The sequence below is a fragment of the Micromonospora costi genome, assembly GCF_003626655.1.
Taxonomy (GTDB): domain Bacteria; phylum Actinomycetota; class Actinomycetes; order Mycobacteriales; family Micromonosporaceae; genus Micromonospora; species Micromonospora costi.
The window spans coordinates 309,590-332,749 of record NZ_RBAN01000003.1 but is presented as its reverse complement, the minus strand read 5'-3'; the positions used below and the strand labels follow the sequence as shown (position 1 = coordinate 332,749).

Annotated in this window: 23 protein-coding genes and 1 pseudogene; 15 read left to right on the top strand and 9 right to left on the bottom strand. The window is 74.7% G+C overall.

From position 1 onward, the window contains the following. Nucleotides 1-27 precede the first annotated feature (27 nt). The gene (locus D7193_RS18065) at nucleotides 28-1,227 is read left to right on the top strand and encodes a glycosyltransferase (protein ID WP_120780699.1); all 1,200 of its coding nucleotides are present in this window, start codon (nucleotides 28-30) and stop codon (nucleotides 1,225-1,227) included. Here D7193_RS18065 and D7193_RS18060 read toward each other — a convergent pair. The 4 genes and pseudogenes from D7193_RS18060 to aroA all read right to left on the bottom strand — a co-directional run bounded on the left by D7193_RS18060 (nucleotide 1,185) and on the right by aroA (nucleotide 5,476). Next, nucleotides 1,185-2,160: pseudogene (locus tag D7193_RS18060) on the bottom strand (hypothetical protein). The gene D7193_RS18065 and the pseudogene D7193_RS18060 sit on opposite strands and share 43 nt — an antisense overlap. Nucleotides 2,161-2,220: 60 nt before the next feature. After that, nucleotides 2,221-3,039, bottom strand: coding sequence for a histidinol-phosphatase (hisN, locus tag D7193_RS18055; RefSeq protein ID WP_120780697.1), 819 nt, complete (start codon nucleotides 3,037-3,039; stop codon nucleotides 2,221-2,223). Between the two features lie 28 nt (nucleotides 3,040-3,067). After that, nucleotides 3,068-4,033 (bottom strand): ribosome small subunit-dependent GTPase A, encoded by a 966-nt coding sequence (gene rsgA, locus D7193_RS18050; RefSeq protein WP_241563172.1) that lies wholly within the window; start codon nucleotides 4,031-4,033, stop codon nucleotides 3,068-3,070. A gap of 141 nt (nucleotides 4,034-4,174) precedes the next feature. Continuing rightward, nucleotides 4,175-5,476, bottom strand: coding sequence for a 3-phosphoshikimate 1-carboxyvinyltransferase (gene aroA / locus D7193_RS18045; protein WP_120780695.1), 1,302 nt, complete (start codon nucleotides 5,474-5,476; stop codon nucleotides 4,175-4,177). A 102-nt stretch (nucleotides 5,477-5,578) separates the two neighbouring features. Between aroA and D7193_RS18040 the strand changes: the two genes are divergently transcribed. The 5 genes from D7193_RS18040 to rsrA all read left to right on the top strand — a co-directional run bounded on the left by D7193_RS18040 (nucleotide 5,579) and on the right by rsrA (nucleotide 8,940). Continuing rightward, nucleotides 5,579-6,286, top strand: coding sequence for an SOS response-associated peptidase (locus D7193_RS18040; protein ID WP_120780694.1), 708 nt, complete (start codon nucleotides 5,579-5,581; stop codon nucleotides 6,284-6,286). Between the two features lie 198 nt (nucleotides 6,287-6,484). After that, nucleotides 6,485-6,877, top strand: coding sequence for a WhiB family transcriptional regulator (locus D7193_RS18035; RefSeq protein WP_120780693.1), 393 nt, complete (start codon nucleotides 6,485-6,487; stop codon nucleotides 6,875-6,877). A gap of 51 nt (nucleotides 6,878-6,928) precedes the next feature. Next, the gene (locus tag D7193_RS18030; RefSeq protein WP_120780692.1) at nucleotides 6,929-7,543 is read left to right on the top strand and encodes an alpha/beta hydrolase family protein; all 615 of its coding nucleotides are present in this window, start codon (nucleotides 6,929-6,931) and stop codon (nucleotides 7,541-7,543) included. Nucleotides 7,544-7,838: 295 nt separating this feature from the next. Next, complete coding sequence (locus D7193_RS18025) at nucleotides 7,839-8,651, top strand: sigma-70 family RNA polymerase sigma factor (protein WP_120780691.1); 813 nt, start codon at nucleotides 7,839-7,841, stop codon at nucleotides 8,649-8,651. A gap of 1 nt (nucleotide 8,652) precedes the next feature. Next, nucleotides 8,653-8,940, top strand: a complete 288-nt coding sequence (gene rsrA, locus D7193_RS18020; protein WP_120780690.1) for a mycothiol system anti-sigma-R factor — start codon at nucleotides 8,653-8,655, stop codon at nucleotides 8,938-8,940. 124 nt (nucleotides 8,941-9,064) lie between these two features. Here rsrA and D7193_RS34885 read toward each other — a convergent pair whose 3' ends face one another. Beyond that, nucleotides 9,065-9,139 (bottom strand): 50S ribosomal protein bL37, encoded by a 75-nt coding sequence (locus D7193_RS34885; protein WP_369814844.1) that lies wholly within the window; start codon nucleotides 9,137-9,139, stop codon nucleotides 9,065-9,067. Nucleotides 9,140-9,414: 275 nt separating this feature from the next. On the opposite strand from D7193_RS34885, the gene D7193_RS18010 reads away from it, so the two are divergent. Both D7193_RS18010 and D7193_RS18005 read left to right on the top strand, forming a co-directional pair. Continuing rightward, nucleotides 9,415-9,630, top strand: a complete 216-nt coding sequence (locus D7193_RS18010; protein ID WP_091447276.1) for a biotin/lipoyl-binding carrier protein — start codon at nucleotides 9,415-9,417, stop codon at nucleotides 9,628-9,630. Then, entirely contained in the window at nucleotides 9,627-10,136 is a 510-nt protein-coding gene (locus D7193_RS18005; RefSeq protein ID WP_120780688.1) for a GNAT family N-acetyltransferase, read from the top strand. The genes D7193_RS18010 and D7193_RS18005 overlap by 4 nt, the downstream gene beginning before the upstream one ends. 103 nt (nucleotides 10,137-10,239) lie before the next feature. Here the strand turns inward: D7193_RS18005 and D7193_RS18000 are convergent, their stop codons facing one another. Continuing rightward, entirely contained in the window at nucleotides 10,240-10,827 is a 588-nt protein-coding gene (locus D7193_RS18000; protein ID WP_120781353.1) for a TetR/AcrR family transcriptional regulator, read from the bottom strand. A gap of 114 nt (nucleotides 10,828-10,941) precedes the next feature. Between D7193_RS18000 and D7193_RS17995 the strand changes: the two genes are divergently transcribed. After that, nucleotides 10,942-12,531 (top strand): MDR family MFS transporter, encoded by a 1,590-nt coding sequence (locus D7193_RS17995; RefSeq protein ID WP_120780687.1) that lies wholly within the window; start codon nucleotides 10,942-10,944, stop codon nucleotides 12,529-12,531. Between the two features lie 167 nt (nucleotides 12,532-12,698). Here the strand turns inward: D7193_RS17995 and D7193_RS17990 are convergent, their stop codons facing one another. Continuing rightward, nucleotides 12,699-14,507, bottom strand: a complete 1,809-nt coding sequence (locus D7193_RS17990) for a tetratricopeptide repeat protein (protein ID WP_120780686.1) — start codon at nucleotides 14,505-14,507, stop codon at nucleotides 12,699-12,701. Between the two features lie 192 nt (nucleotides 14,508-14,699). Here D7193_RS17990 and D7193_RS17985 point away from each other — a divergent pair, with 192 nt between their 5' ends. Together D7193_RS17985 and D7193_RS17980 are read left to right on the top strand one after the other, a co-directional pair. Then, the gene (locus D7193_RS17985; protein ID WP_120780685.1) at nucleotides 14,700-15,731 is read left to right on the top strand and encodes an SIS domain-containing protein; all 1,032 of its coding nucleotides are present in this window, start codon (nucleotides 14,700-14,702) and stop codon (nucleotides 15,729-15,731) included. A 25-nt stretch (nucleotides 15,732-15,756) separates the two neighbouring features. Continuing rightward, on the top strand, nucleotides 15,757-17,334 hold the full coding sequence (locus D7193_RS17980; RefSeq protein WP_120780684.1) for a sensor histidine kinase: 1,578 nt from the start codon (nucleotides 15,757-15,759) through the stop codon (nucleotides 17,332-17,334). 54 nt (nucleotides 17,335-17,388) lie between these two features. Here D7193_RS17980 and D7193_RS17975 read toward each other — a convergent pair whose 3' ends face one another. After that, nucleotides 17,389-18,807, bottom strand: coding sequence for a glycosyltransferase family 39 protein (locus D7193_RS17975; protein ID WP_377455971.1), 1,419 nt, complete (start codon nucleotides 18,805-18,807; stop codon nucleotides 17,389-17,391). 313 nt (nucleotides 18,808-19,120) lie between these two features. Here D7193_RS17975 and D7193_RS17970 point away from each other — a divergent pair, with 313 nt between their 5' ends. The 4 genes from D7193_RS17970 to D7193_RS17960 are packed head-to-tail and all read left to right on the top strand — an operon-like array spanning nucleotide 19,121 to nucleotide 22,618. Beyond that, complete coding sequence (locus D7193_RS17970) at nucleotides 19,121-20,833, top strand: nitrite/sulfite reductase (protein WP_120780682.1); 1,713 nt, start codon at nucleotides 19,121-19,123, stop codon at nucleotides 20,831-20,833. After that, nucleotides 20,830-20,991, top strand: coding sequence for a hypothetical protein (locus D7193_RS33720; protein WP_174242660.1), 162 nt, complete (start codon nucleotides 20,830-20,832; stop codon nucleotides 20,989-20,991). Before D7193_RS17970 ends, D7193_RS33720 begins: the two co-directional genes overlap by 4 nt. Then, nucleotides 20,988-21,782 (top strand): phosphoadenylyl-sulfate reductase, encoded by a 795-nt coding sequence (locus D7193_RS17965; RefSeq protein WP_120780681.1) that lies wholly within the window; start codon nucleotides 20,988-20,990, stop codon nucleotides 21,780-21,782. The genes D7193_RS33720 and D7193_RS17965 overlap by 4 nt, the downstream gene beginning before the upstream one ends. Then, nucleotides 21,764-22,618 (top strand): sirohydrochlorin chelatase, encoded by an 855-nt coding sequence (locus tag D7193_RS17960; protein ID WP_377455968.1) that lies wholly within the window; start codon nucleotides 21,764-21,766, stop codon nucleotides 22,616-22,618. Before D7193_RS17965 ends, D7193_RS17960 begins: the two co-directional genes overlap by 19 nt. Before the next feature lie 155 nt (nucleotides 22,619-22,773). On the opposite strand, the gene D7193_RS17955 is transcribed toward D7193_RS17960, so the two are convergent. Further along, nucleotides 22,774-23,031, bottom strand: a complete 258-nt coding sequence (locus D7193_RS17955; protein ID WP_076472094.1) for a WhiB family transcriptional regulator — start codon at nucleotides 23,029-23,031, stop codon at nucleotides 22,774-22,776. Between the last annotated feature and the right edge of the window lie 129 nt (nucleotides 23,032-23,160).

The following is a 23,160-nucleotide window of genomic DNA, read 5'->3' as shown; positions in this document are numbered from 1 at the left end:
ACCAAGGAAACCGCATGGAGGTGACCCATGCGCGTCGGCCTCGTCTGCGCGCACGCCGGCCCGTCCAGGACGACCGACGGCCCGACCGTCGGCACGCACCAGCACATCGCACGGGTCGCTGCCGAACTGGCCGGACGAGGCCATGACGTCCGGGTCTACGAGCGCCGGGACGGCGCCGGGCTGCCGGAGACGTTCGAGGTCGACGGCTACCGGGTGGAACGCGTACCCGTGGGACCGGCCGCGCCGCTGCCCACCGCCGAGCTGATCCCGCACGTGGCGGAGTTCGGCGGCTGGCTCACCGACCGCTGGGCCGGCGACTGGCGCCCGGAGGTGGTGCACGGGCACTACTGGGTCGGTGGGCTCGCCGCGGCGCACGCCGTCCGGGAGACCGACATCCCCGTCGTGCAGACCTTCCACTCGCTCGGCATCGAGCAGCTGCGCCACCTCGGCCGGGCGTACGACGGCCCGGGGGAGCGCATCCCGCTGGAGCGGGCGCTGACCCGCGCGGTGGACATCGCGGTGGCGCAGTGCAACGACGAGGTCGACGAACTCACCCGGATGGGACTGCAACGCAGTTCGGTGGCGATGGTGCCCACCGGGGTCGACGTCGAGCAGTTCCACCCCGACGGCGAGGCGGCGCCGCGCGACCAGCGGCCCCGGATCCTCTCCGTGGGCGGCCTGTCGCCGGGGCACGGCCAGGAGGACCTCATCCAGGCCATGCGGCTGGTGGGCGACGCCGAGCTGGTGATCGCGGGCGGCCCGCCCGTCGAGCAGCTCGACACCCACGCCGAGGCGCGGCGGCTGCGCGAGCTGGCCGAGCGCAGCGGGGTCGGCGAGCAGGTGCGCCTCGTGGGCGCCGTGCCGCACGACCAGATGGCCACCTGGTACCGGTCGGCCGACGTGGTCGCCTGCACCCCGCACTACTCGTCGGCGGGGCGGGTGTCGCTGGAGGCGATGGCCTGCGGCGTGCCGGTGGTCGGCTACGCCATGGGCGGGATCGCCGACGCCGTGGTGGACGAGGTCACCGGGCGGCTGGTGCCGCCGGGCGACGTGCGCACCCTCGGCGTGACACTGCGCCGGCTGCTCGCCGACAACGCGGGGCGGTTCGCGTACGGCCATGCGGCGGTGGACCGGGTGCGGTGCAGCTACACGTGGGAACGGACCGCCGGCGCGCTGGAGCGCCTCTACGAGCGGGTCGTCCGCCGACGCCGGCCGGTCGAGGCCTGAGCAGCGCCGGCCGGTCGGGCCCTGAATGCGGGCCGGTCAGGGCCCTCGGCGTCGCCGGGGGGCGGTCGCGCGCCGTCAGCCCGGCCTCGCGGCGCCGACCATCGCGCGGTCGCGGCGTCCCCGGGGTGTCGTCTGCTGGTGCTGCGGCTGGGCGTACCGGGTCAGGCCGATCACGGCGGCCAGCGTGATCAGGAAACCGGCGCCCGCCAGCCACTCCCGGCCGGGCCAGATCTTGTCGTTGAGCAGCAGCAGCCCCACGATCGCCGCGGGCACGGCGCCGGCGGCGTCCATCGCCGCGACCGCCGCCGTGGTCGACCCGCGCTGCATGGCGAGGCCGAGCAGCAGCTGCCCGACGATCGAGTGCGCGACCAGGAGGTAGAGCAGCGGGTTGCGGGCGAACGCCTCCGCCGACGGCGTGGAGGCGAGCGGGCGGGCGGCCACGGCGGCGGCGGAGAACGCCAGCCCGGCCAGCGAGCCGAGCGCGACCGAGCCGGGCGCCCCGTGCAGGCGGACGGCGAAGACGCCGAGCACCGCGATGAGCGCGAGCACCAGCAGCAGGGCGATGAGGCCACCCGGGCCGAGCTGCTTCGACGGCGCCGGCCGGGCGGCCAGCACCAGCGCGCTGATGCCGGCGAAGAGCAGCGCCAGCAGCGCCACCTCGGCGACCGGCAGCCGCCACTTCAGCACGACCACGCCGAGAATGGCGGTCACCCCGAGCCCGGCCGCCACGCTCGACTGCACGAGGAACAGTGGTAGGTCCCGCCGCGCGAGGAAGGCCAGCAGGAAACCGCCGAGCTGGCAGACCACCCCCACCAGGTAGGTGCGGTGGCCGGCGAGCCGCAGCAGCAGCCCGGGGTCGAACGAGTGGTGCACCGTGGTGCGGGCGGCGGCCACCGACTGGAGCAGGTTGGCCACGCCGTACGCGACGATCATGGCCGCGAGGAAGCACCAGCCGGAGGAGACCACCTGGCGAGGATAGAGGCTCGGTGAGGGTCAGCGCTCGGCTGGCCGAGCGAGCCGGGCCAGGATGTCGGCGTGCAGCGGGCCGTTGGTCGCGACCGCGCTGTGCTCGGTGCCGGGGCCGCCCGCGGGGGAGTTTGCGCCGGTCAGGTCCGTGATCGTGCCGCCCGCCTCGGTCACGATCGGCACCAGGGCGGCGACGTCCCAGAGCGACAGCTCCGGTTCCACCATCACGTCCAGTGCTCCCTCGGCCAGCAGCATGTAGCCGTAGAAATCGCCGTACGCCCGGCTGCGCCAGCAGTCCCGCATGAGGCCGAGCATCGCGTCGAGGCGTCCGCCGTCCTCCCATCCGCCGAGCGACGAGTAGCAGAAGCTGGCGTCGGCGAGCCGGTGCACCGCCGAGACGTGGATCGGCTCGCCGGCCGTACGGTCCGGCCCCGCCCACGCGCCCGCGCCCTCCGCCGCCCACCAGCGGCGGCCCAGCGCCGGTGCGGAGACCACGCCGAGCACCGGCCGGTCCCCCTCGAGCAGGGCGATCAGGGTGGCCCAGACGGGCACGCCACGGACGAAGTTCTTGGTGCCGTCGATCGGGTCGATCACCCAGCGCCGGCCGCCCGGACCGGTCGCCGGCTGGGCGCCGTACTCCTCGCCGAGCAGCCCGTCGGCCGGGCGGTGCTCGGCCAGCAGCGCGCGGATCTCCCGCTCGACCGCCGTGTCCGCGTCGGAGACCGGGGTGAGGTCCGGCTTCGACTCGACCCGGAGGTCGAGCGCCCGGAACCGGGCCGTCGACACGGCGTCCGCGGCGTCCGCGAGGGTGTGGGCGAGGGCGAGGTCGTCGGCGTACCCGGTCATGCCGGCAACCTAGCCGACCCGGGCCGGCTCACCCGACGACGGGCGGCTCGCCGCGCTGGTCCGGCTCGCCGCGGGGGTCGGTCTCGCCGGCCCGGGAGGCCAGCAGCCGGCGGTACGACGCGAGCCGGCGCGGGTCGGCCTTGCCGGCCGCGACCCAGGCGTCCAGCCCGCAGTCCGCCTCGTCGGCCGTGTGCGGGCAGTTCGCGGGGCAGTCGACCGTCCCCTCCACCAGGTCGGGGAAGCCGTGCAGCAGGCTGTCGGCCGAGACGTGCGCCAGCCCGAAGCTGCGGACGCCGGGCGTGTCGATGATCCAGCCCTCGGCGGCCGGGTCGGCCCCGCCCGACGCGGGTGGCAGCCGCAGCGCCACCGCGCTGGTCGAGGTGTGCCGCCCGCGGCCGATCGCGCTGACGGTGCCGACCGCCCGAGCGGCCTCCGGGACCAGGCGGTTCACCAGGGTCGACTTGCCCACGCCGGAGTGCCCCACGAGCACCGAGATCCGCCCGGCGAGCAACGCCCGCAGCGCGTCCAGCTCCGAATTCGGACGGATGAGCACGTACGGCAGTTCCAGCTCGGCGTAGTAGTCGAGCACCGCCTCCGGCCCCGCGAGGTCGGCCTTGGTGAGGCAGAGCAGCGGCTCGACGTCGGCGTCGTACGCGGCCACCAGGCAGCGGTCGATGAACCCGGTGCGCGGCGGCGGGTCGGCCAGCGCGCTGACGATCACCAGCTGGTCGGCGTTGGCCACCACGACGCGCTCCAGCCGCCCCTCGGCGGTCGTGGCGTCGTCCTCGGCCGTGCGGCGCAGCACCGAACGCCGTTCCGCGATCCGGACGATCCGGGCCAGCGCGCCCGGCGCGCCCGACGTGTCGCCCACAAGGCCCACCCGGTCGCCCACGACCACCGACTTGCGCCCCAGTTCCCGGGCGCGCATGGCCGTGACGGCGGGGACCTCGGGCCCGGAGTCGGGCAGCACGCAGGTGTAGCGGCCCCGGTCCACGGCGACGACGAAGCCCTCGACCGCGTCGGCGTGCCGGGGACGGGTGCGGGTACGTGGACGCGAGGACTTCCCGGGCCGGACCCGTACGTCGTCCTCGTCGTACTCCCGCCGTCTGGTCGCCAGGACCGTCCCTCCGTCGCCTCAGCTCTTGCCGGTCACCATCGCCGACCATAGTGCCGGAAACTCGGGCATGGTCTTCGAGGTGCAGGTGACGTCGTCGACCTCGATGCCCGGCACGGCCAGCCCGGCCACCGCCGCGGCGTGCGCCATCCGGTGGTCGGCGTACGTCCGGAACTCCCCGCCCCGCAGCGGGCGCGGCCGGATCTCCAGCCCGTCGCGGCTCTCGGTGAGGTCGGCGCCCAGCGCCGTGAACTCGCGCGCGAGGGCCGCGATGCGGTCGGTCTCGTGACCGCGGATGTGCGCCACCCCGGTGAACCGGGACGGCGAGTCGGCCAGCATGGCCAGCGCCGTGAGCGCCGGGGTTAGCTCGCTGACGTCGGACAGGTCGGCGTCCAGCCCGTGCACCACGCCGGTGCCCCGGACGGTCAACCCGGCGGTGGAGAGGGTCACCTCGCCACCCATCCGCTGGAGCAGCTCGCGGAGCCGGTCGACGGGCTGGGCGCTGCTGCGCGGCCAGCCCTGGAGGGTGACCTCCCCGCCGGTGACCAGGGCCGCCGCGAAGAACGGCACCGCGCCGGAGAGGTCCGGCTCGATCTCCCAGCCGCGCCCGGCGAGCGGGCCGGGCTCGACGGCCCACAGGTCCGCGACGGTGTCGTCGACGGCCGCGCCCGCGGCCCGCAGCATCTGCACGGTCATCCGCAGGTGCGGCGCGGAGGGGACCGGCGGGCCGACGTGCCGGACCACGACCCCCCGGTCGAAGCGCGGCGCGGCCAGCAGCAGGCCGGAGACAAGCTGGCTGGAGGCGGAGGCGTCGATCACGACGTCACCGCCGGTGACCCGGCCGGCGCCCTGGACGGTCAGCGGCAGGCTGCCGTCGCCGGCGACGTCGATGCGGACGCCGAGCGAGCGCAACGCCCCGATGAGCGGACCGAGCGGGCGCGTCCGGGCGTGCGGGTCGCCGTCGAAGGTGATCCGCCCGTCGGCCAGGCCGGCCACCGGCGGTACGAAGCGCATCACCGTGCCGGCCAGGCCGACGTCGACGTGCGCGGGCCCGACCAGCCGGTGCGGGCGGACGAGCCAGCGCTCGTCGTCGCTGGTCGACATGTGCGCACCCATGCCGCGCAGGCCGGCGGCCATCAGCTCGGTGTCCCGCGCGCGCAGCGGCCCGGACAGCGTCGACGGCCCGTTGGCCAGCGCGCTGAGCACCAGCGCGCGGGCGGTCATCGACTTCGACCCCGGCAGGCGCAACGTGACCGACACCGGGTCGGACGCGGTCGGTGCGGTCCACGGCTCCAGCGGCCGGGTCGCGGTCAGATTCCCCACGGTTACATTCTGCCGTGCCGGCCGGGCGACGACGCCGCCCGCCTCCCGGACTCCCGGTTTCCGGGACAGCCGGCGGGCCCGCGGCGCGTTAGCGTGTGCACCATGTGCGGGAGGTACGCGACGACCCGGAGTGCGGGCGAGCTGAGCGCGCTGTTCGAGTCGTACGACGAGACCGACGGCCGCCTCGCCCCCGACCACAACGTGGCGCCCACCGACCCGGTCCCGCTGGTCCGCCTCGGCGCGGAGGGGCACCGCGTCCTGTCGGCGGCCCGCTGGGGGTTCCTGCCGCACTGGGCGCGCAGCGCCGCCGGCGCCGCCCGGATGATCAACGCCCGCGCCGAGACCATCGCCACCAGCCGGGCGTACGCCGGCGCCTTCGCGCGCCGCCGCTGCCTGGTGCCGGCCGACGGCTGGTACGAGTGGGTCCGCACGCCCACCGGCCGGCAGGCCTACTACATGACCCCGGTGGACGGCTCGGTGCTCGCCTTCGCGGGCATCTGGTCGGCCTGGGGCTCGGGGGCGGACGCCCGGCTCACCTTCAGCGTGCTCACCACGGCCGCCGTCGGCGAGCTGGCCGAGGTGCACGACCGGATGCCGCTGCTCCTGCCGCACGGGCGGTGGGCGTCCTGGCTCGCGCCGGCCGACGATCCGGCGGCGCTGCTCGCCCCGCCTCCGCCGGACTGGTTGGCCGGGCTGGAGGTGCGCCCGGTCGGCCCGGCGGTCGGCGACGTCCGCAACGACGGGCCGCACCTGACCGCGCGGGTGCCGCTCGCCCGGCCGTCGATCGCGGAGGAAGTGACCCTTTTCTGATCATGATCGGCACATTGTCATGTGCCGATTTGCCTGAGTTGCGGCCGAAACGTCTCCTGGCCGTTCAGCCATCTTCGCGGTTGCCCCTTGTGACCCCGTCTGGAAGTGCGATAGAACACAGCGCCGGTGGTGAGTGTCGATTCGCAGGGGGCGGACGACACCCATCGATCTTGCCGGTCCCACGGGGGAGGTGGGTGGATGACCCGGGCGCGTATGCCCCGTCCGCACGAGGTGGCCGCCGCGCGGCGAGATCCTCGACTGCTCCGCGCACTGCGTGAGCGCCGCCAGGACGAGGCCTGGCGTACCAGAGGCACCTGTCAGAGCGTCGATCCGGAGACCTTCTTCCCGGCGCCCAACGAGCCCGCCGACGCGGCGGTCGCGCTCTGCCGCAGCTGCGACGTGCAGGGCTCGTGCCTGGCCTGGGCGCTGGAGGTTGGCGACTGTCACGGCGTGTGGGGCGGCACCACGCCCCGCGAGCGCCGGGCCATGCTGGTCGCCTGGCGCAGCGAGGTCCAACCGGATCCGGAGGCCGCGGGCGAGGCGGGCCCGCCGGTACGCGACCGGCTGCTCACTCTCGTCCCCTTGAGCTGACCGTCGGCGGGGCCGGGGCGCCGACGCGCCGGCAGGGCCGAGAATGGCCCGGTGACACAGGACGAGGTGCCCACCCCACGCGGTCCGGCCCGGCTCGACACCGACCTGCCCGCCGGGTCGCCGGCCGCGCTGCTCGTGCTCGGGCACGGCGCGGGCGGCGGGGTGGACGCGCCGGACCTGCTCGCCGTCCGCGACGTGGCGGTGGCCGCGGGCGTGGCCGTGGTCCGGGTGACCCAGCCGTATCGGGTGGCCGGGCGCCGCGCGCCGGCGCCTGCGGGGCACCTGGACGAGGCGTGGACGGCGGTGGTCGCCGTGCTGCGCGAGCGGCACCGGGACGTACCGACGCTGGTCGTCGGTGGGCGGTCCAGCGGGGCCCGGGTGGCCTGTCGGACGGCCCGGGCGGTGGGCGCGGCCGCGATCCTGGCGCTCGCGTTCCCGCTGCACCCGCCGGGCCGTCCGGAACGCTCCCGGGCGCCGGAGCTGCTGACCGGCCTCCCGACCCTCGTCGTGAACGGCGACCGGGATCCGTTCGGGGTGCCGGAGCCGAGCCCCGGTGTGACCGTGGTGACCCGCCCCGGCGCGGGCCACGACCTGCGCAGGGACGTGGCCGGCACGGCGGCCGTGGTCGGGGACTGGCTGCGCGGGCAGGGCTGGGCGAACGGCTGAACGGGGTCGACCGGAGGGTGCCGCGACGGGCGTCCGGTGGCCCCGTACGGCCGTGCGGCGACGCCGCCGTGTCCGGAAGGAGCCGTTTCCGGCGGCGGAGGAGGGTCGTTGCATCGGATGGTGCCGGACGCCCGGTTCGGGCGGCGGAACCATCCTCCCAGGCCCTTCCTGGTCCCAGCGCCGGTTCCGCCGACGCCGGGGCCAGGAAAGGGGGCCGATGCCGCGCCCGGAATGCGCCACCGCGCGTCCGTGTTACTACCTCCGGAACGACGTATCTTCGCGGAGGGGGGACGGGGTGCCGACCGAGACACGAAGCCGGGAGCGGGACGAGCGGCAGCTGCGTCAACTGCTCGCCGGGCCGGAGTGGCCCGTCACGGGGGAACCGGCGGGAACGGCCGCGGTGAGCACGAGCACACCGGCCGGAAGTGAATCTGGGGGCAGGTCGGTACGCGTATCCTCGGCGGGAAAGCATCCGACGCGAGGGGATGTGCGGTTGACCACCGAGAAGACGGACGAGCGGCGGGCCCGTTTCGAGCGGGACGCGATGCCCTTCGTCGATCAGCTCTACGCTGCCGGGCTGCGGATGACGCGTAACCCGGCGGATGCCGAGGATCTGGTCCAGGAGACGTACCTGAAGGCGTACGCCGCCTTCCACCAGTTCGAGCAGGGCACCAACCTGAAGGCCTGGCTCTACCGGATCCTGACCAACACCTACATCAACTCGTACCGGCGGCGGCAGCGCCAGCCCGTGCAGGCGCCCACCGACGAGATCACCGACTGGCAGCTCGCCGAGGCCGAGTCGCACACGTCCAGCGGGCTGCGTTCGGCCGAGACCGAGGCGCTGGACCGGCTGCCGGACAGCGACGTCAAGGAGGCCCTCCAGCAGTTGCCGGAGGAGTTCCGCCTCGCGGTCTACCTGACCGACGTCGAGGGCTTCTCCTACAAGGAGGTGGCCGACATCATGGGCACGCCGATCGGCACGGTGATGTCGCGCCTCCACCGCGGGCGGCGTAATCTGCGCAAGCTGCTGGAGCAGTACGCCAAGGAGCGGGGCTTCTCCGCCTCCTCCGCCAAGGGCTCGACCGCTTCCGCCGGCCGGGAGGTGTGACGTGAGCTGTGGAGAGCCGCACGAGACGGACTGCCGCGAGGTGCTCGCGGAGGTCTACCTCTACCTCGATCTGGAGTGCGCGGAGGAGCGGCGCACACTGATCCGGCACCACCTCGACGAGTGCGGGCCCTGCCTGCGGGAGTACGGCCTCGAGCAGGAGGTCAAGGCGCTCGTGGCGCGGTGCTGCGGCAACGAGACCGCGCCGGAGGAGCTGCGCGAACGGCTCCGCATCAAGCTGACCGAGCTGGTGGTCTTCGAGAGCAGCGAGTCGCGCGAGCTGGCCGACTGAGCCGCTCGCCACGCCGATACACACACCGGTGGCCCGGGTCGATCCGTCGACCCGGGCCACCGGCGTCCCGGCGACCTGCCGGTAAGGCTGACTGATCGTCGGCGGGGGACTCCCCGCCGCGAGGTCAGGAGTTGGGGCGCTTGCCGTGGTTGGCGGCGCTCTTCTTGCGGGCCTTCTTCTTGCGGGACTTCTTGGCCATGGTGACCTCCTCGGAGATGGTCGGATCCGGCTGACGACCTCGGCGCCGGTGCACCCACCGGCCGCCCGGCACCGGGTCCGACCCGCTGATGCTAGTGCCGACGGCCGCGCCCGGCGGCTCCACCCCGGCGATGTGCCCGTCCGGCGCCACTCCGGCCATGTGCCCGCCGGCGGCCTCACCCCGGGTCGCGTCGCGTCCCGAACGCTCCGCGACCGCGCCCGGCCGCCGCATGATTGGATACGTCGGCAGGTAACCGCGAGAGGAAGGGCCGGGAGATGGCCGAGGAGATCCGCGCCGAGATGGTGGCGAACGTCTGGAAGGTCGTCGCGTCCACCGGGGACACCGTGTCCGAGGGGGACACGCTGGTGATCCTCGAGTCGATGAAGATGGAGATCCCGGTCGTCGCCGAGTCCGACGGCGTCGTCCAGCAGCTCGCGGTGAACGAGGGCGACGTGGTGCAGGACGGCGACCTGATCGCGGTGATCGGTTGACCAGCCTGCGGGTACGCCCCGCCACATCGGCCGACTTCCCGGCCATCGCCCGGCTGACCGTGGCCGCGTACGAGGCGGACGGGCAGTTGAAGGGCGAGCACGGCTACGGCGCGGTGCTCGCCGACGTGGCGGCGCGTGCCGACGACGGTGAGGTTCTGGTCGTCGAGGACGCGGCTGGCGCGGTGCTCGGCTCGGTCACGTTCGTGCTGCCCGGCACCCGGTACGCCGAACTCTCCGGCCCCGGCGAGGCGGAGTTCCGGATGCTGGCCGTGGACCCGGCGGCCCAGGGGCGCGGCGCGGGTGCGGCGCTGGCCCGGGCGTGCATCGACCGCGCCCGTGACCTCGGCTGTTCGGCCGTGGTGATCTGTGTCCGCAGCGGGATGGCCGAGACGGCTCAGCGGCTCTACCAGCGGCTCGGCTTCGTCCGTATGCCGGAGAAGGACTGGTCGCCGGTGCCCGGGGTCAACCTGCTGGCGCTGCGCCTGGAGCTGGCCCCGGCGGCCTGACCGCCGCCGGCTTCTCGCGGGCCCGGGCGGCTTGACCGCCGCCGGCGTCCCGCCGGCCCGGGGGGGATGCCGCGGCCCGCTCGCGCGCCCGGGGCCTCGCGGGCTACGCCGGCTTCCCGGAGCCGTTCGGCTGGCCGATCGCCGCGAGCAGCTCGTCGGCCACTTCCAGGGCGATCGTCCGGCGCTCCGCGTCCGTGATGTGTGGCGTCCGTACGGCGAACCAGCTGCTGTGCACGGCGAAGAGCGAGAGCGCGGCGCGCAGCTGGGCGGCCGGGGAGTCGTCGCCCCGGCACAGGGCGCTGGCCAGTTTCATCATCCGGCCGCGCATCTGCTGCCCGGCCGTCAGGCTCTTGAGCACCGTCTGGTTCTGCTCGAAGAAGCGCATCACCGAGGGGTGGTCGTCGGTGAACATGGCGTCGGCGTAGCGCGCGATCAGCTCCCGCCGGGTCTCCCGGGTGGCCGGCTGCTCCTCCGCCCACGTGACGAGCTCGTCGATCCGCTCCAGCCGGTCGTCGACGAAGCTGCTGACGATCTCGTCCTTGCTCTTGAAGTGGTAGTACAGCGCCGCCTTCGTGACGTTCAGCCGCTCGGCGATCTCCCGGAGCGAGGTCTTCTCGTACCCCTGCTCGGTGAAGAGTTCCAGCGCCACGGCCTTGATCCGTTCCCGCGTGCCGCCGGTGCTCTCCCTCACCCGTACCACCCAATTCACTTGACCCTCGTCCGTCCGCCAGCTTACCGTGCGGCTAGTAAGAAAACTAGCCGGTCGGCAAGTAAGTAAGCCAGCGCTTCCGGGGGGAGCTTACCCATGAGTCAACCAAGCGAGGCCGCCGTGCGACCCAACGTACGGGTCGTGCTCTTCGGCCTGATGATCGCGATGATGCTCGCGATGCTCGACAACATGATCGTCAGCACCGCGCTGCCGCGGATCGTCGGCGAGTTCGGCGGCCTCGACCACTTCACGTGGGTGGTCACCGCCTACGTACTGGGCACCACGGTCTCCACCCCCATCTGGGGCAAGCTCGGCGACCTCTACGGGCGCAAGTCCGTGTTCCTCACCTCGGTCGCCATCTTCCTGGTCGGCTCGGCGCTCTGCGGCATGGCCGGCTCCGGCTTCCTGGGCGGACCCGGTGACGGCATGGTCCAGCTCATCGCCTTCCGGGCGGTGCAGGGCCTCGGCGCGGGCGGCCTGATGGTCGGCGTCATGGCGATCATCGGCGACCTCGTCCCGCCGCGTGAGCGGGGGCGCTACCAGGGCATGATCGCCGGCATCATGGCCATCGCCATGGTGGCCGGCCCGCTGGTCGGCGGCTTCATCACCGACCACCTCTCCTGGCGCTGGGCGTTCTACGTGAACCTGCCCCTCGGCGGCGTCGCCCTGGCCCTGCTCATCACGACCATGCACCTGCCGAAGTACCGCACCGAGCACCGGATCGACTGGCTCGGCGCCGCGCTGCTCTCGGTCGGCATCACCGCGATCGTGCTGATCACCACCTGGGGCGGCAACGAGTACGACTGGGGCTCCGCGCCGATCCTCGGCCTGGTCGCGCTCGCCGTGGTGGCGCTGGTCGCCTTCGGCTTCGTCGAGCGGCGGGCTCCCGAGCCGATCCTCCCGCTGGCACTCTTCGCGAACCGCAACTTCGCGCTGATCTCGGTGATCGGCTTCCTGCTCGGCTTCGCGATGTTCGGGGCCATGAACTTCCTGCCGCTGTACCAGCAGACCGTGCAGGGCGCCTCGGCCACGAACAGCGGCCTGCTGCTGCTCCCGCTGATGTTCGGCATGCTGGTCGTCTCGCTGCTCATCGGCCGGGCGATCACCCGGACCGGCCGCTACCGCGCGTACCCGATCGTCGGCGGCGTGGTGATGACCGCGGGCATGGGCCTGCTCACCATGCTGGACGTGGGCACCAGCAAGCTGGAGTCGTCGCTGTTCATGATCGTGCTCGGCGTCGGCATGGGCTTCCTCATGCAGACCTCGATGCTCATCGCGCAGAACAGCGTGGCCCAGAAGGACCTCGGTGCGGCCAGCGGCGCGGCCACGTTCTTCCGGTCGATCGGCGGCTCGTTCGGCATCTCGCTGTTCGGGGCGATCTTCGCCAACCGGCTCGCCGGTTCGGGCGCGGGCGGCGCCTTCGGCGGCGGCGGCGAGAGCGGCGGCCGAATGGACCTGGAGCAGCTCAAGGAGCTGCCGGCGCAGGCCCGGGAGATGGTGCTCGCCGGTCTCGCCGACGCCATCTCGCACGTCTTCTGGTGGGCGGTGCTCTTCACCGTCGCCGTGCCGGTGCTCGCCTGGTTCATCAAGGAGATCCCGCTGCGCACCGCCAACGAGACGCCGGCGGCACCCGCCACCCCGGAGGAGGAAGCCGAAATCGCCCTGGGCAAAACCCCCGTGTCCTAACCCCCAACCCGCCGGCCCCCCGGCCCCCCGCCCCCCGCCCCCCGCGCTCCCTTCGTGCGGTGATCATGAAGTTGTTGTCGCTCGCGTCGGCGTGTCGCGGCAATAACTTCATGATCACCGGGGAGGCCTGGGAACCAGCGGGCTGGGAGGGGCGGGGCGGCGGGGGGTCAGGGGTGGGGGCGGGGGGTCGTTAGGCGGCGCCAGAGGCGGACCAGGGGATTGCGCGGGCGCGGCAGCGCCGGGCTGGCCAGCAGGCCGGTGGCGAGCGCGCGGGTGTCCGCGTCCAGGGCCGGGGTGGCCAGCGCCAGGTGGGCCAGCGACGCGGCGATCGGCACCGGGCGGGTCCGGGCCACGGCCGCCGCGTCGCCGAGCCGCTCGGCGACGACACGGGCCACGTCGGTGCGTACGGCAGGGTCCACCCACGCGGCGGTGACCAGGGCGAACAGGGCCGCCTCGGTGGTCCAGTCCTCCACACCCCAGGCCAGGTCCAGCAGTACGCGACGCCGGGTCGAGCCTTCCCAGGGCTCGTCGGTGCGGTGGTGCAGCAGCCCGAGGCAGGCCCAGACCTGCACGCACCGCACCCACAGCGACGGGTCCTGGCCGGCCAGCACCTGCCCGATCGCGCTGGCCGGCGGCTCGGGCGGGTGCGCCAGCAGCCCGAGCAGGTCCGGCAGCTCCAGCGTGGCGAGGCCGACCGCGGCGTCGTAGGCGGCCGGCGGGTGCGGCCAGGCGGGGTGTGCGAGCTGGCGCAGCCGCTCGGCGGCCGTCGCCGAGGGCGCCGGGACGGCGGGCACCGGTCCGGCGTCTCCGTACCGCCAGAGCGGGTGGTTGCCGGCCCGCCGGGGCTCCCGCGCGTCCGGTTCGCCGGCGCCCGCCACCTCGATGCGGATCCCGGGCGCCGCCGCCGTGGCCGTACGCAGCGCGCTCGGCGGGGGCGGGGTCGCGAGGCGTACGGCGACGCCGGCCACGTTCCGGCGCAGCGCGTCGGCGAGCGGACCGCCGGCTGGCGTGACCTGCCCGAGCCACGGCCGGCCGCGGCAGCACTCGGCCAGGTCGCCGTGCTCGTGCGTGTCGTCCGGGTGTTCCCGGGCGAAGTCGGCGAGCGCCACCAGGTGCGCCACGTCGCCGTCGTGCAGGTAGCGCAGCCGGTGCGCGGTGTGCACCGCGCAGTCGAACGTCGGGTCGCGGGCCAGCGCCCGCTCGATCCAGGCCAGCGCCTCGTCGAGCCGTCCGGCGTCGGCCAGGGTGCCCGCCAGGTCGGCGTAGACGGCGAGGTCGTCGGGGTCGTGCGCGACGGCGCGGCCGAGCGCGGCCAGCGCCTCGCGGGTCCGGCCGGCGCTGCGGTACGCGTACCCGAGCCAGACCTCGCCGATCTTCGACGGCTCGGCGCGTACGCCCCGGGCGGCCCACCGGATCGCCTGCGTGACCTCGCCGAGCCGCCGGGCCAGCGCGGAGGCCGCCCCCAGCAGGAGGGCGTGGTCGGGGTGGACGGTGACCGCGTTGCGGGCGAGGGTGAGGTACGCGGCCAGCGCCGGCCGGCCGGCGCGCGGCACCGGGTCGGGGACGGCCGCGCAGACCTGCATGAGCACCCGCGCGACCTGCTCGGGCGGGACCCGTTCGGCCAGTTCGGGTGCGGTCACCCAGGGCACGCCGGCCCAGTCGGTCAGGGGCGCGTACCCGGTGGCCGCCGCGAGCAGGTCCAGCCCGTCGCCCGGTCGTCCGGCGGCCGCCAGCAGGTGGGCGCGGGCCACGGCGGCACCGACGAACGTGTGCTGGTCGAGGGGGAAGAGGTCGACGCCGCCGTCACCGAGCGCGCCGAGCCGGGCCAGCGTCTCGTGCACCTCGGGCAGCGTCGGCGCCTGCGCGATCGCGCCCGCGACGTGTGCCGCGGCGTGCGTCAGGTCGCCCTCGTCGAGCGCCAGCCGGGCCAGTGCGAGCTCCTCCGCGGCCGAGAGCGCGGGGTCGTCCTGGGGCACGTCGTCCTCTCGTCGTCCGGTGGCGCGGGTCGGGCCGCGCGCCAGCCTAGGTGATGTTGGGCCGGCATGGTGATCAACTGCGCACTACTGCTCGTTCGATTGCTCTGATCTGATGAAAGGTGCAAGACTGAGCAGAAAACGCGCGGGAACCGCGCACAGGGAGGAGATTCCGTGACGCGTGCAGGGGCGGGCATGGCCGCCGACATCGACGAGCAGCCGGCCGGTTACGACCGACTGCTCTCCGCCGAGCACGCCGGGGCGATCGCCCGGGTGGCCGCCGTCATCGCCGAACGCCGGCCGCGGCACGTGGTCTTCACCGCGCGGGGCACCTCGGACCACGCGGCGCTCTATGGGGCGTACCTCACCGAGATCCGGCTCGGCCTGCCCGCGGGGCTCGCCTCGCCCAGCGTCGTCACCGTCTACGGCGCCCGGCCGGACCTCTCCGACGCGCTCGTCGTCGGCGTGAGCCAGAGCGGCGGCTCGCCCGACCTCACCGAGGTCCTGCGGACGGCCCGGGCCTCCGGCGCGCTCACCCTCGCGGTCACCAACGCGCCCGACTCGCCGTTGGCCGGCGTCGCCGAGCTGAGCGTCGACATCGCGGCCGGGCACGAACGCGCGGTGGCGGCCACCAAGACGTACACGGCCGAACTGCTCGCCCTGCTCATGCTCGTCGAGGGGATCCGGGCCGGCAACGGCGCGCTGCCGGCCGAGGAGCGGGACGCGCTCGCGGCGCTGCCCGAGCTGGCCGCCCGTACGCTCACCGACACCACCCCGGCCCAGCTCGCGCCACGCTACCGGTTCGCGGGCCAGCTGGTCACCACCGGCCGCGGGTACGCCTACCCGACCGCCCGGGAAGCGGCGCTCAAGCTCATGGAGACGTCGTACCTGCCGGCGCTCGCCTTCTCCGGCGCCGACCTGCTGCACGGCCCGCTCGCCATGACCGACCCGGACGTGCCGGTGCTCGCCGTGGTGGGCTCCGGCCCCGGCGGGCGGTCGATGGGCGAGGTGCTGCCCCGGCTCGGGGAACGCCGCGCCGACGTGGTGGTGGTCGGGTCCGCCGACGTCGAGGGCGCGACCCGGATCGCCGTCCCCGAGGTCGACGAGCGGTACGCCCCACTGCTGGACATCCTGCCGCTGCAACGGCTCGCGCTGGCGCTCGCCCTGGCCCGCGGCGAGGACCCGGACGCGCCGCGCGGCCTCAAGAAGGTCACCGCGACGATGTGAGGCCGCGCGTGGCACGCTGGTCAGCGTGTCCACGCTGCGCGACCTCGCCGAGGAGCACACCCAGCTCCGCCCGGCGGACATCGACCACCTGCACCGGATCGCCGGAGACTGGCAGTTGCTCTCCGACATGTCCTTCGCCGACCTGCTGCTGTGGGTGCCGGTGGACGCCGAGGGCACGTTCCTGTGCGTGGCCCAGGTCCGCCCGACGACCGCGCCCACCGCGTACCAGGACGACCAGGTGGGCCGGATCGTCGGCGGGCCGGAGGTCGCGCACCTGGAGGTCGCCTACCGCCAGGGACGAATCTGGCGGGAGGGCGACCCCGTCTGGTACGGGGACGTGCCGGCCCGACACGAGGCGATCCCGGTCCGGCTGCGCACCGCCGACGGCGAGGCCGGTGAGGTGGTGGCGGTTGTCGGCCGGGACACCAACCTCTCCACCGCGCGTACGCCGAGCCAGCTGGAGCTGAACTACCTCACCACGGCCGACGACCTGGCCCAGATGATCGCGGACGGCACGTTCCCGCCGCCCCGGCACCGGGGCGAGACCACGTCGGCCCCGCGGGTCGGCGACGGCCTGGTCCGGCTGGACGCGAACGGCAAGGTCACGTACGCGAGCCCCAACGCCCAGTCCGCGTACCGCCGGCTCGGCTACGCCTCGCACCTGGTGGGGGAGGACCTCGCGGTGCTGCACCGCCGTCTGGCACAGGACCCGCTGGAGGGGACCGACGCGGCGAACGCGATCCTGGCCGCGCTGCGCGGCGACGCGCCACCCCGCCGGGAGATCGACGCGCGCGGCGCCACCGTCCTCACCCGGGCGCTGCCGCTGATGCCCGCCGGGGTGCCGATCGGCGCGTTGGTCCTGGTCCGCGACATCACCGAGGTACGCCGTCGCGACCGCGCCCTCATCACGAAGGACGCCACCATCCGGGAGATCCATCACCGGGTGAAGAACAATCTCCAGACGGTCGCGGCGCTGCTGCGCCTCCAGGCCCGGCGGGTCGCCATGCCGGAGGCCCGGGTGGCTTTGGAGGACTCGGTACGCCGGGTCGCCTCGATCGCGCTGGTGCACGAGACGCTCTCCATGTCCAGCGACGAGGCGGTCGAGTTCGACACCATCGTCGACCGCGTGGCCAGCGCGGCGACCGAGCTGGCGACCGAGGCACCCGTGGGCATGCGGCGCACGGGCAGCTTCGGCGTGCTGCCCGCGGAGATCGCCACGTCGCTGGTCATGGTGCTCAACGAGCTGCTGCTCAACGCCGTCGAGCACGGCTTCCCGCCGATCGACACGGGCGAGGAGGCCGACGCGGTGGCGGGCACGGAGACCGGCGCGGTGACGTCCGCCGACGGCGGCAAGCCCGAGGTGGTGGTCTCGGCGCACCGGTTCCGCAAGCAGCTGCACGTCACGGTGACCGACAACGGGCGGGGCCTGCCCGCCGGGTTCGACGCCGAGCGCGGCGGCAACCTCGGGCTCCAGATCGTCCGCGCCCTCGTCACCGGCGAACTGCGCGGCAGCATCGAGCTGCGGGACGCGGCCGGCGGCGGCACCGAGGCGGTGCTGGTCGTACCCCTGGCACGGGGCGGCGCGGACGGGCGGTCCGCCTGACCGCCGCGGCCGTGGCGTGTGCGGCGGCGGGCCGGAACGTCGCGCCCGGCGGGATCAGCGGGTCAGCAGGGCGACGGTGAGGCCCGGACGCTGCCAGACCTGCGTCACCGTGAAGGCGTCCCGCAGGGCGTCGCCCTTCGCGCCGGCCACCGCTGTCAGCGGGTCGGCGTGCCGGCCGGAGACCACGAGCCACACCCGGGGCGCGCCGGCCAGGCACTCGGCCGGCCGCGCGCACTCGACGGCCCACAGGTCGCCGCGCCGGGCCGGCCCCTCGACCAGGAGCGCGTCGCGGGGACGGTCGCGGCGCAGGTGGTACTCCAGACCCAGGTCGAGGAAGAGCCAGCTGTGCCGGGGGGAGTAGACCACGGCGTCGCCGGGACGCTGTCCGGCAGCGACGATCCGCGCCACACCCTGGTAGTCGATGGGCGCGCTGCGCGGCCACTCGTGCGTACGCCGCAGCGCCGCCTGGTCGGGTAGCCCGAGCAGGCCGGCCGCCACCAGCACGGCCAGCCCGCCGGGCAACGGCACGGCCGCGAGCGCCGCGCCGGCCAGCAGGCAGCCGAACGGTACGACGAAGATCAGGTAGCGGGGCACCCACAGGGGTACGACCAGCCCGGCGACGAAGAGCAGGAGCACCGGCAGCAGCACGGCGGCCCCGGGCAGAAGGGCGCGGCGGCCCAGCCGGGCGGCGCCCAGCGCGGCGAGCCCGACGAGCAGCCCACCCACCACGGTGCTCTGCGCGAGCCCGCCGGGCAGTGTGGTGAGGTCGGCGGGCCGGACGAGGTCCACCCACTGCAACTGGCGTCCCCGCTGGCCTCGGGCCACGTACGCGAGGGGCGCCACCAGCAGCAGCGCCGGCAGTACGGCCACCACCCACCGCCACCGTCGCCGATCCCCTCGGGCGGTGAGGACGGCGACGGCGTGCGCGGCGAGCAGGGTGAGGGCGATGAGGTGGGTCAGTCCGAGCGCGGCGAGCGCCGCGGCGTACGCGGCCCAGCGCCCCCAGCCCGGCCGGTGCAGCGCGTCGACCAGGAGCACCGTGGCGAGCACGGCGAGGAGGGTGGCCAGCGCGTACGGCCGGGCCTCCTGGGCGTACCGGGACGTGCCGGGGAGCACCGCGAACAGCAGGCCGGCGAGCAGGCCGGCCCGGGTGCCGGCGAGCCGCCGGCCGAGCAGCCCGGTGAGCGCCGCCGCTCCCGTCATGGCGAGCACCGACGGCAGTCGCAGGGCGACGACCGAGTCACCGGCCAGCGCCACCCAGCCGTGCATGAACAGGTAGTACGGCCCGGTCGCCGCGTCGATGGTGCCGGCCAGCCGGACCAGGTCGTCGACGGACCGGGTGGCCGCGCTCCAGGTCGCCAACTCGTCGCGCCAGAGCTGAGCCCCGTCCAGCCCGGTGACGGTGACCCCCAGGGTCAGCAGCGCCGGTGCCAGCCAGACCGCCCGATGCCATCTATCGGACAATTCGGCCACCGTTCGAGCGTCGCACACCTCGGCCCGTCATGTGGGATCTGGCACGTGCTCATTGGCCGGCCCCTGTCGACTGTGGCAGCATGACGGCTATGACCGCCGCCATCGTGCGCCGCTTCGTGGCCCGCCGCCACGTCGACTACGGCCGCGTGCGCAGCGCCATCTGTCCGGCCCACTGACGTCGCCCGACCCATCTGTCTCGGGCGCGCTCCGCGCCGGCTTCCCCGACACCGTCGTCCCTGGCCCCCCGAGCGGGCCGGCCGCCGCGTACGCGCGCTCCCTCTCCGGCGCAAGCCAGACAACGGAGGACGCCGCGATGGCGGTCAGCAGCATCTCCACCCGGCCCGACGACCCGACGGCGCGCCCCGCCCGGGCGCCCCGCCGCCCCCGCGGCGAGGGGCAGTGGGCGCTCGGGCACCGCGAGCCGCTCAACCCGAACGAGCGGATCAAGAAGGACGACGATCCGCTGAACGTCCGGGCGCGGATCGAGACCATCTACGCGCACCGCGGGTTCGCGGCCATCGACCCGGCCGACCTGCGCGGCCGCTTCCGCTGGTGGGGGCTCTACACCCAGCGCAAGCCGGGCATCGACGGCGGGCGCACCGCCGTGCTCGAACCGCACGAGCTCGAGGACGAGTACTTCATGCTCCGGGTCCGCATCGACGGCGGCCAGCTCTCCCTGGCCCAGCTGCGGACCATCGCCGGCATCTCCCAGGAGTTCGCGCGGGACACGGCCGACATCACCGACCGGCAGAACGTCCAGTTCCACTGGATCCGCATCGAGGACGTGCCGGAGATCTGGCGGCGGCTGGAGTCGGTCGGCCTCCAGACCACCGAGGCGTGCGGCGACTGCCCCCGGATCGTGCTGGGCAGCCCCGTGGCCGGGGTGGCCGAGGCCGAGGTGGTCGACCCGACGCCGGCGATCGACGAGATCGTGCGCCGTTACGTGGGCAACCCGGAGTTCTCGAACCTGCCCCGCAAGTTCAAGACGTCGATCTCCTGGCTCGTGGACACCCCGTACGAGGCGAACGACGTCGCGTTCCTCGGGGTGGAGCACCCCGAGCACGGCCCCGGCTTCGACCTCTGGGTCGGCGGCGGCCTGTCCACCAACCCGATGCTGGCCCAGCGGCTGGGCGTCTGGGTGCCGCTGGCCGAGGTGCCGGACGTCTGGGCCGGGGTGGTCGGCATCTTCCGCGACTACGGCTACCGGCGGCTGCGCAACCGGGCCCGGCTGAAGTTCCTCGTGGCCGACTGGGGTGTCGAGCGGTTCCGGGAGGTGCTGGAGAAGGAGTACCTGGGCCGGGCGCTGCTCGACGGCCCCGCCCCGGCCCTGCCCACCAAGCCGATCGACCACATCGGCGTGCACCCGCAGAGCGACGGGCGCCGGTACGTTGGCGCCGCGCCGGTGGTGGGCCGGGTCTCCGGCGGGCAGCTCGCGCGGCTCGCGGACGTGGCCGAGGCGCACGGCAGCGGGCGGGTGCGCCTCACCCCGTACCAGAAGCTGCTGGTGCTGGACGTGGCGCCGGAGCGTACGGAGTCGCTGGTCGCCGCGCTCCGCGACATCGGCCTGGAGGCACGCCCGTCGGCCTGGCGGCGCGGCACGATGGCCTGCACGGGCATCGAGTTCTGCAAGCTCGCCATCGTCGAGACCAAGGCCCGCGGCGAGGAGCTGGTGACCCGGCTCGAACAGCGGCTGCGTGACTTCGACGCGGACATCTCGATCCACCTCAACGGCTGCCCGAACGCGTGCGCCCGCACGCAGGTCGCCGACATCGGGCTCAAGGGCCAGTTGGTGGTCGGCCCGGACGGCCGCCAGGTGGAGGGCTTCCAGGTGCACCTGGGCGGCGGTCTCGGCATGGCCGCCGGGCAGACCGCGGGTTTCGGCCGCAAGCTGCGCGGCCTCAAGACGACCGCGGAGGAGCTTCCGGCGTACGTGGAACGGCTGGCCCGCCGCTACCTGGCCGGCCGGCACGAGGGCGAGGCGTTCGCCCAGTGGGTGATCAGAGTCGACGAGGAGGACCTGCGGTGAGCAGTGAGAACCGAGCGGCACCCCTGTACTGCCCGTACTGCGGCGAGGAGGACCTGCGCCCGAACGAGGCGGGTCACGGCGCGTGGGAGTGCCACGCCTGCGCCCGGGTCTTCACCGTGAAGTTCACCGGTCTGCTCGCCCGGGCGGTCGCCCGATGAGCGCGGCACGCGTACCCGGGCCGGCGGCGACCGGCCTGGTGTCGGCCGCCAACCTCAACCTCGTGGGCGTCGCCGGTCCGGTGCCGGCCGACCCGGCCCGGCGCGACCCGGAGGAGCTGCGGGCGCTGGCCGAGGAGGCCGGCCGGGAGCTGGAGGGCGCCCCGGCCCTGGAAATCGCGCGGTGGGCCGCCGAGACCTTTGGCGACCGGTTCTGCGTCACCAGCTCGATGGCCGACGCCGTACTCGCGCACCTGGTGTCCCGGGCGGCGCCCGGTGTGGACGTCGTCTTCCTCGACACCGGCCTGCACTTCCCGGAGACCCTCCGGGTCCGCGACGAGGTGGCGCGGACGCTGCCGGTGAACGTCCGCTCGATCCGGCCCCGGCTCACCGTGGGGCAGCAGGACGGCCAGTACGGTCCGCGGCTGTTCCACCGGTCCCCGGACGACTGCTGCCAGCTGCGCAAGGTCGAGCCGCTGGAACGGGCCCTCGCCGGGTACGACGCCTGGGCCGCCGGGCTGCGCCGGGACGAGTCGCCGACCCGGGCGAACACGCCGGTGGTGGCGTTCGACGCGCGTCGCGGCAAGGTCAAGGTCAATCCGATCGCGACCTGGACACAGGCGGACGTGGACGGCTACATCGCGCGCTGGAACGTGCCGGTCAACGAGCTGTTCAAGCAGGGCTACGGCTCGATCGGGTGCTGGCCGTGCACCCGCCGGACGAAGGCCGGGGAGGACCCGCGGGCCGGCCGGTGGGCGATGTTCGAGAAGACCGAGTGCGGCCTGCACGCCTGACCCGGCCGGACGACCGGACGGCGGGTGGGCCCTCGGGAAGGCCGGCCGCCACGGATCCCGTCGTCCTCGTCGCGCACGGCAGCCGCGACCCGCGCGCCGCCGCGGCGACCCGGGCGCTGGCCCGGGCGGTGTCGGCCGCCCGGCCGGGCGTCGCCGTCTCGGCGAGCTGGCTCGACCACACCGAACCGGGGCCGGCCGAGGCGTTGCGGGCGCTGGCCTCGGCCGGGCATCCGCGCGCGGTGCTGGTCCCGCTGCTGCTGACCGCCGCGTACCACCGCCGGGTGGACGTCCCGGCCGCGGTCGCCGAGATCCGGGCTGCGGCCCCGGGACTGTCGGTACGGGTGACCGACGTGCTCGGGCCGGCCGGCGCCGTGGTGGACGCGGGACTGCTGGACGGGCTGCGGCGGCGGCTGGCCGAGGCCGAGCCGGGGCCGTTCGACGCTGTGGTGCTGGCCGCGGCGGGCACCCGTGACGCGCGGGCCCGCGCCTCGGTGGGGCGGGTCGCCGCCGCGCTCGGCGAGCGCCTGGGCGTACCGGTCCGGGTGTCGTACGCCTCGGCGGCGCCTCCCGGGGTGGGGGCGGCCGTGGCCCGGCTGCACGCGGACGGCGCCCGGCGGGTGGCGGTGTCGGCGTACTTCCTGGCACCGGGGCTGTTCCACGACGCGGTGACCGAGGCGGCGCGGGCCGCGGGAGCAGTGGCCGTCTCGGCCCCCCTCACCGACGCTCCCGATCTGGTGGACCTGGTGCTGCGCCGCGTCGACGCCGTGCGGCCCGGGCGGGCAGAGGCGAGCCCGGTTCCGCGCGTCCGCAGCCGGCCGAGGACTCACGCTGCGTGACCACTCGGGCCGTCACGCTCCGACAGGTTCCCGGGGGGCCGGGCGGCCGTCACCGTCACGCTCCGACAGCGCCTCGCCTCCGACTCGCGGCGTCCGGGCCCGGACAGCAGAACGCCCCGCGGGTCGACCCGCGGGGCGTGCAGCTGTGTCGGTGGTCAGGCGGAGTGAGCGCGCAGCACCCGGAGGCCGCCGCGGCGCTTGAGCGCCCGCCGCTCCTCCTCGCTCATCCCGCCCCAGACGCCGGCGTCCTGACCCGACTCGAGCGCCCACTGCAGGCACTGGTCGGTCACGGAGCAGCGCCGGCAGACGGCCTTGGCCTGCTCGACCTGCAGGAGAGCCGGACCGGACGTCCCGATCGGGAAGAACAGCTCCGGGTCCTCGTCGCGGCAGACAGCATGGTGACGCCAGTCCATGGCGGCAACATTCCTCATTCTGGATGGGTGGCAGATCGTGCTTTGGTGCTTTTCCTATATGCGTCCGCAGCGCCGGTCGTAACGGTTCGCGTCCGACTATTCGGCGGTGCGTGAGCAGGCTGTTGGCCC

What these genes read in the sequence shown, in the direction of transcription:
- D7193_RS18065 (WP_120780699.1), top strand. Translation starts at nt 28, where the DNA reads ATGCGCGTCGGCCTCGTCTGCGCGCACGCCGGCCCGTCCAGGACGACC.
- hisN (WP_120780697.1), bottom strand. Translation starts at nt 3,039, where the DNA reads ATGACCGGGTACGCCGACGACCTCGCCCTCGCCCACACCCTCGCGGAC.
- D7193_RS18040 (WP_120780694.1), top strand. Translation starts at nt 5,579, where the DNA reads ATGTGCGGGAGGTACGCGACGACCCGGAGTGCGGGCGAGCTGAGCGCG.
- D7193_RS18035 (WP_120780693.1), top strand. Translation starts at nt 6,485, where the DNA reads ATGACCCGGGCGCGTATGCCCCGTCCGCACGAGGTGGCCGCCGCGCGG.
- D7193_RS18010 (WP_091447276.1), top strand. Translation starts at nt 9,415, where the DNA reads ATGGCCGAGGAGATCCGCGCCGAGATGGTGGCGAACGTCTGGAAGGTC.
- D7193_RS17995 (WP_120780687.1), top strand. Translation starts at nt 10,942, where the DNA reads ATGAGTCAACCAAGCGAGGCCGCCGTGCGACCCAACGTACGGGTCGTG.
- D7193_RS17985 (WP_120780685.1), top strand. Translation starts at nt 14,700, where the DNA reads ATGGCCGCCGACATCGACGAGCAGCCGGCCGGTTACGACCGACTGCTC.
- D7193_RS17970 (WP_120780682.1), top strand. Translation starts at nt 19,121, where the DNA reads ATGGCGGTCAGCAGCATCTCCACCCGGCCCGACGACCCGACGGCGCGC.
- D7193_RS17965 (WP_120780681.1), top strand. Translation starts at nt 20,988, where the DNA reads ATGAGCGCGGCACGCGTACCCGGGCCGGCGGCGACCGGCCTGGTGTCG.
- D7193_RS17955 (WP_076472094.1), bottom strand. Translation starts at nt 23,031, where the DNA reads ATGGACTGGCGTCACCATGCTGTCTGCCGCGACGAGGACCCGGAGCTG.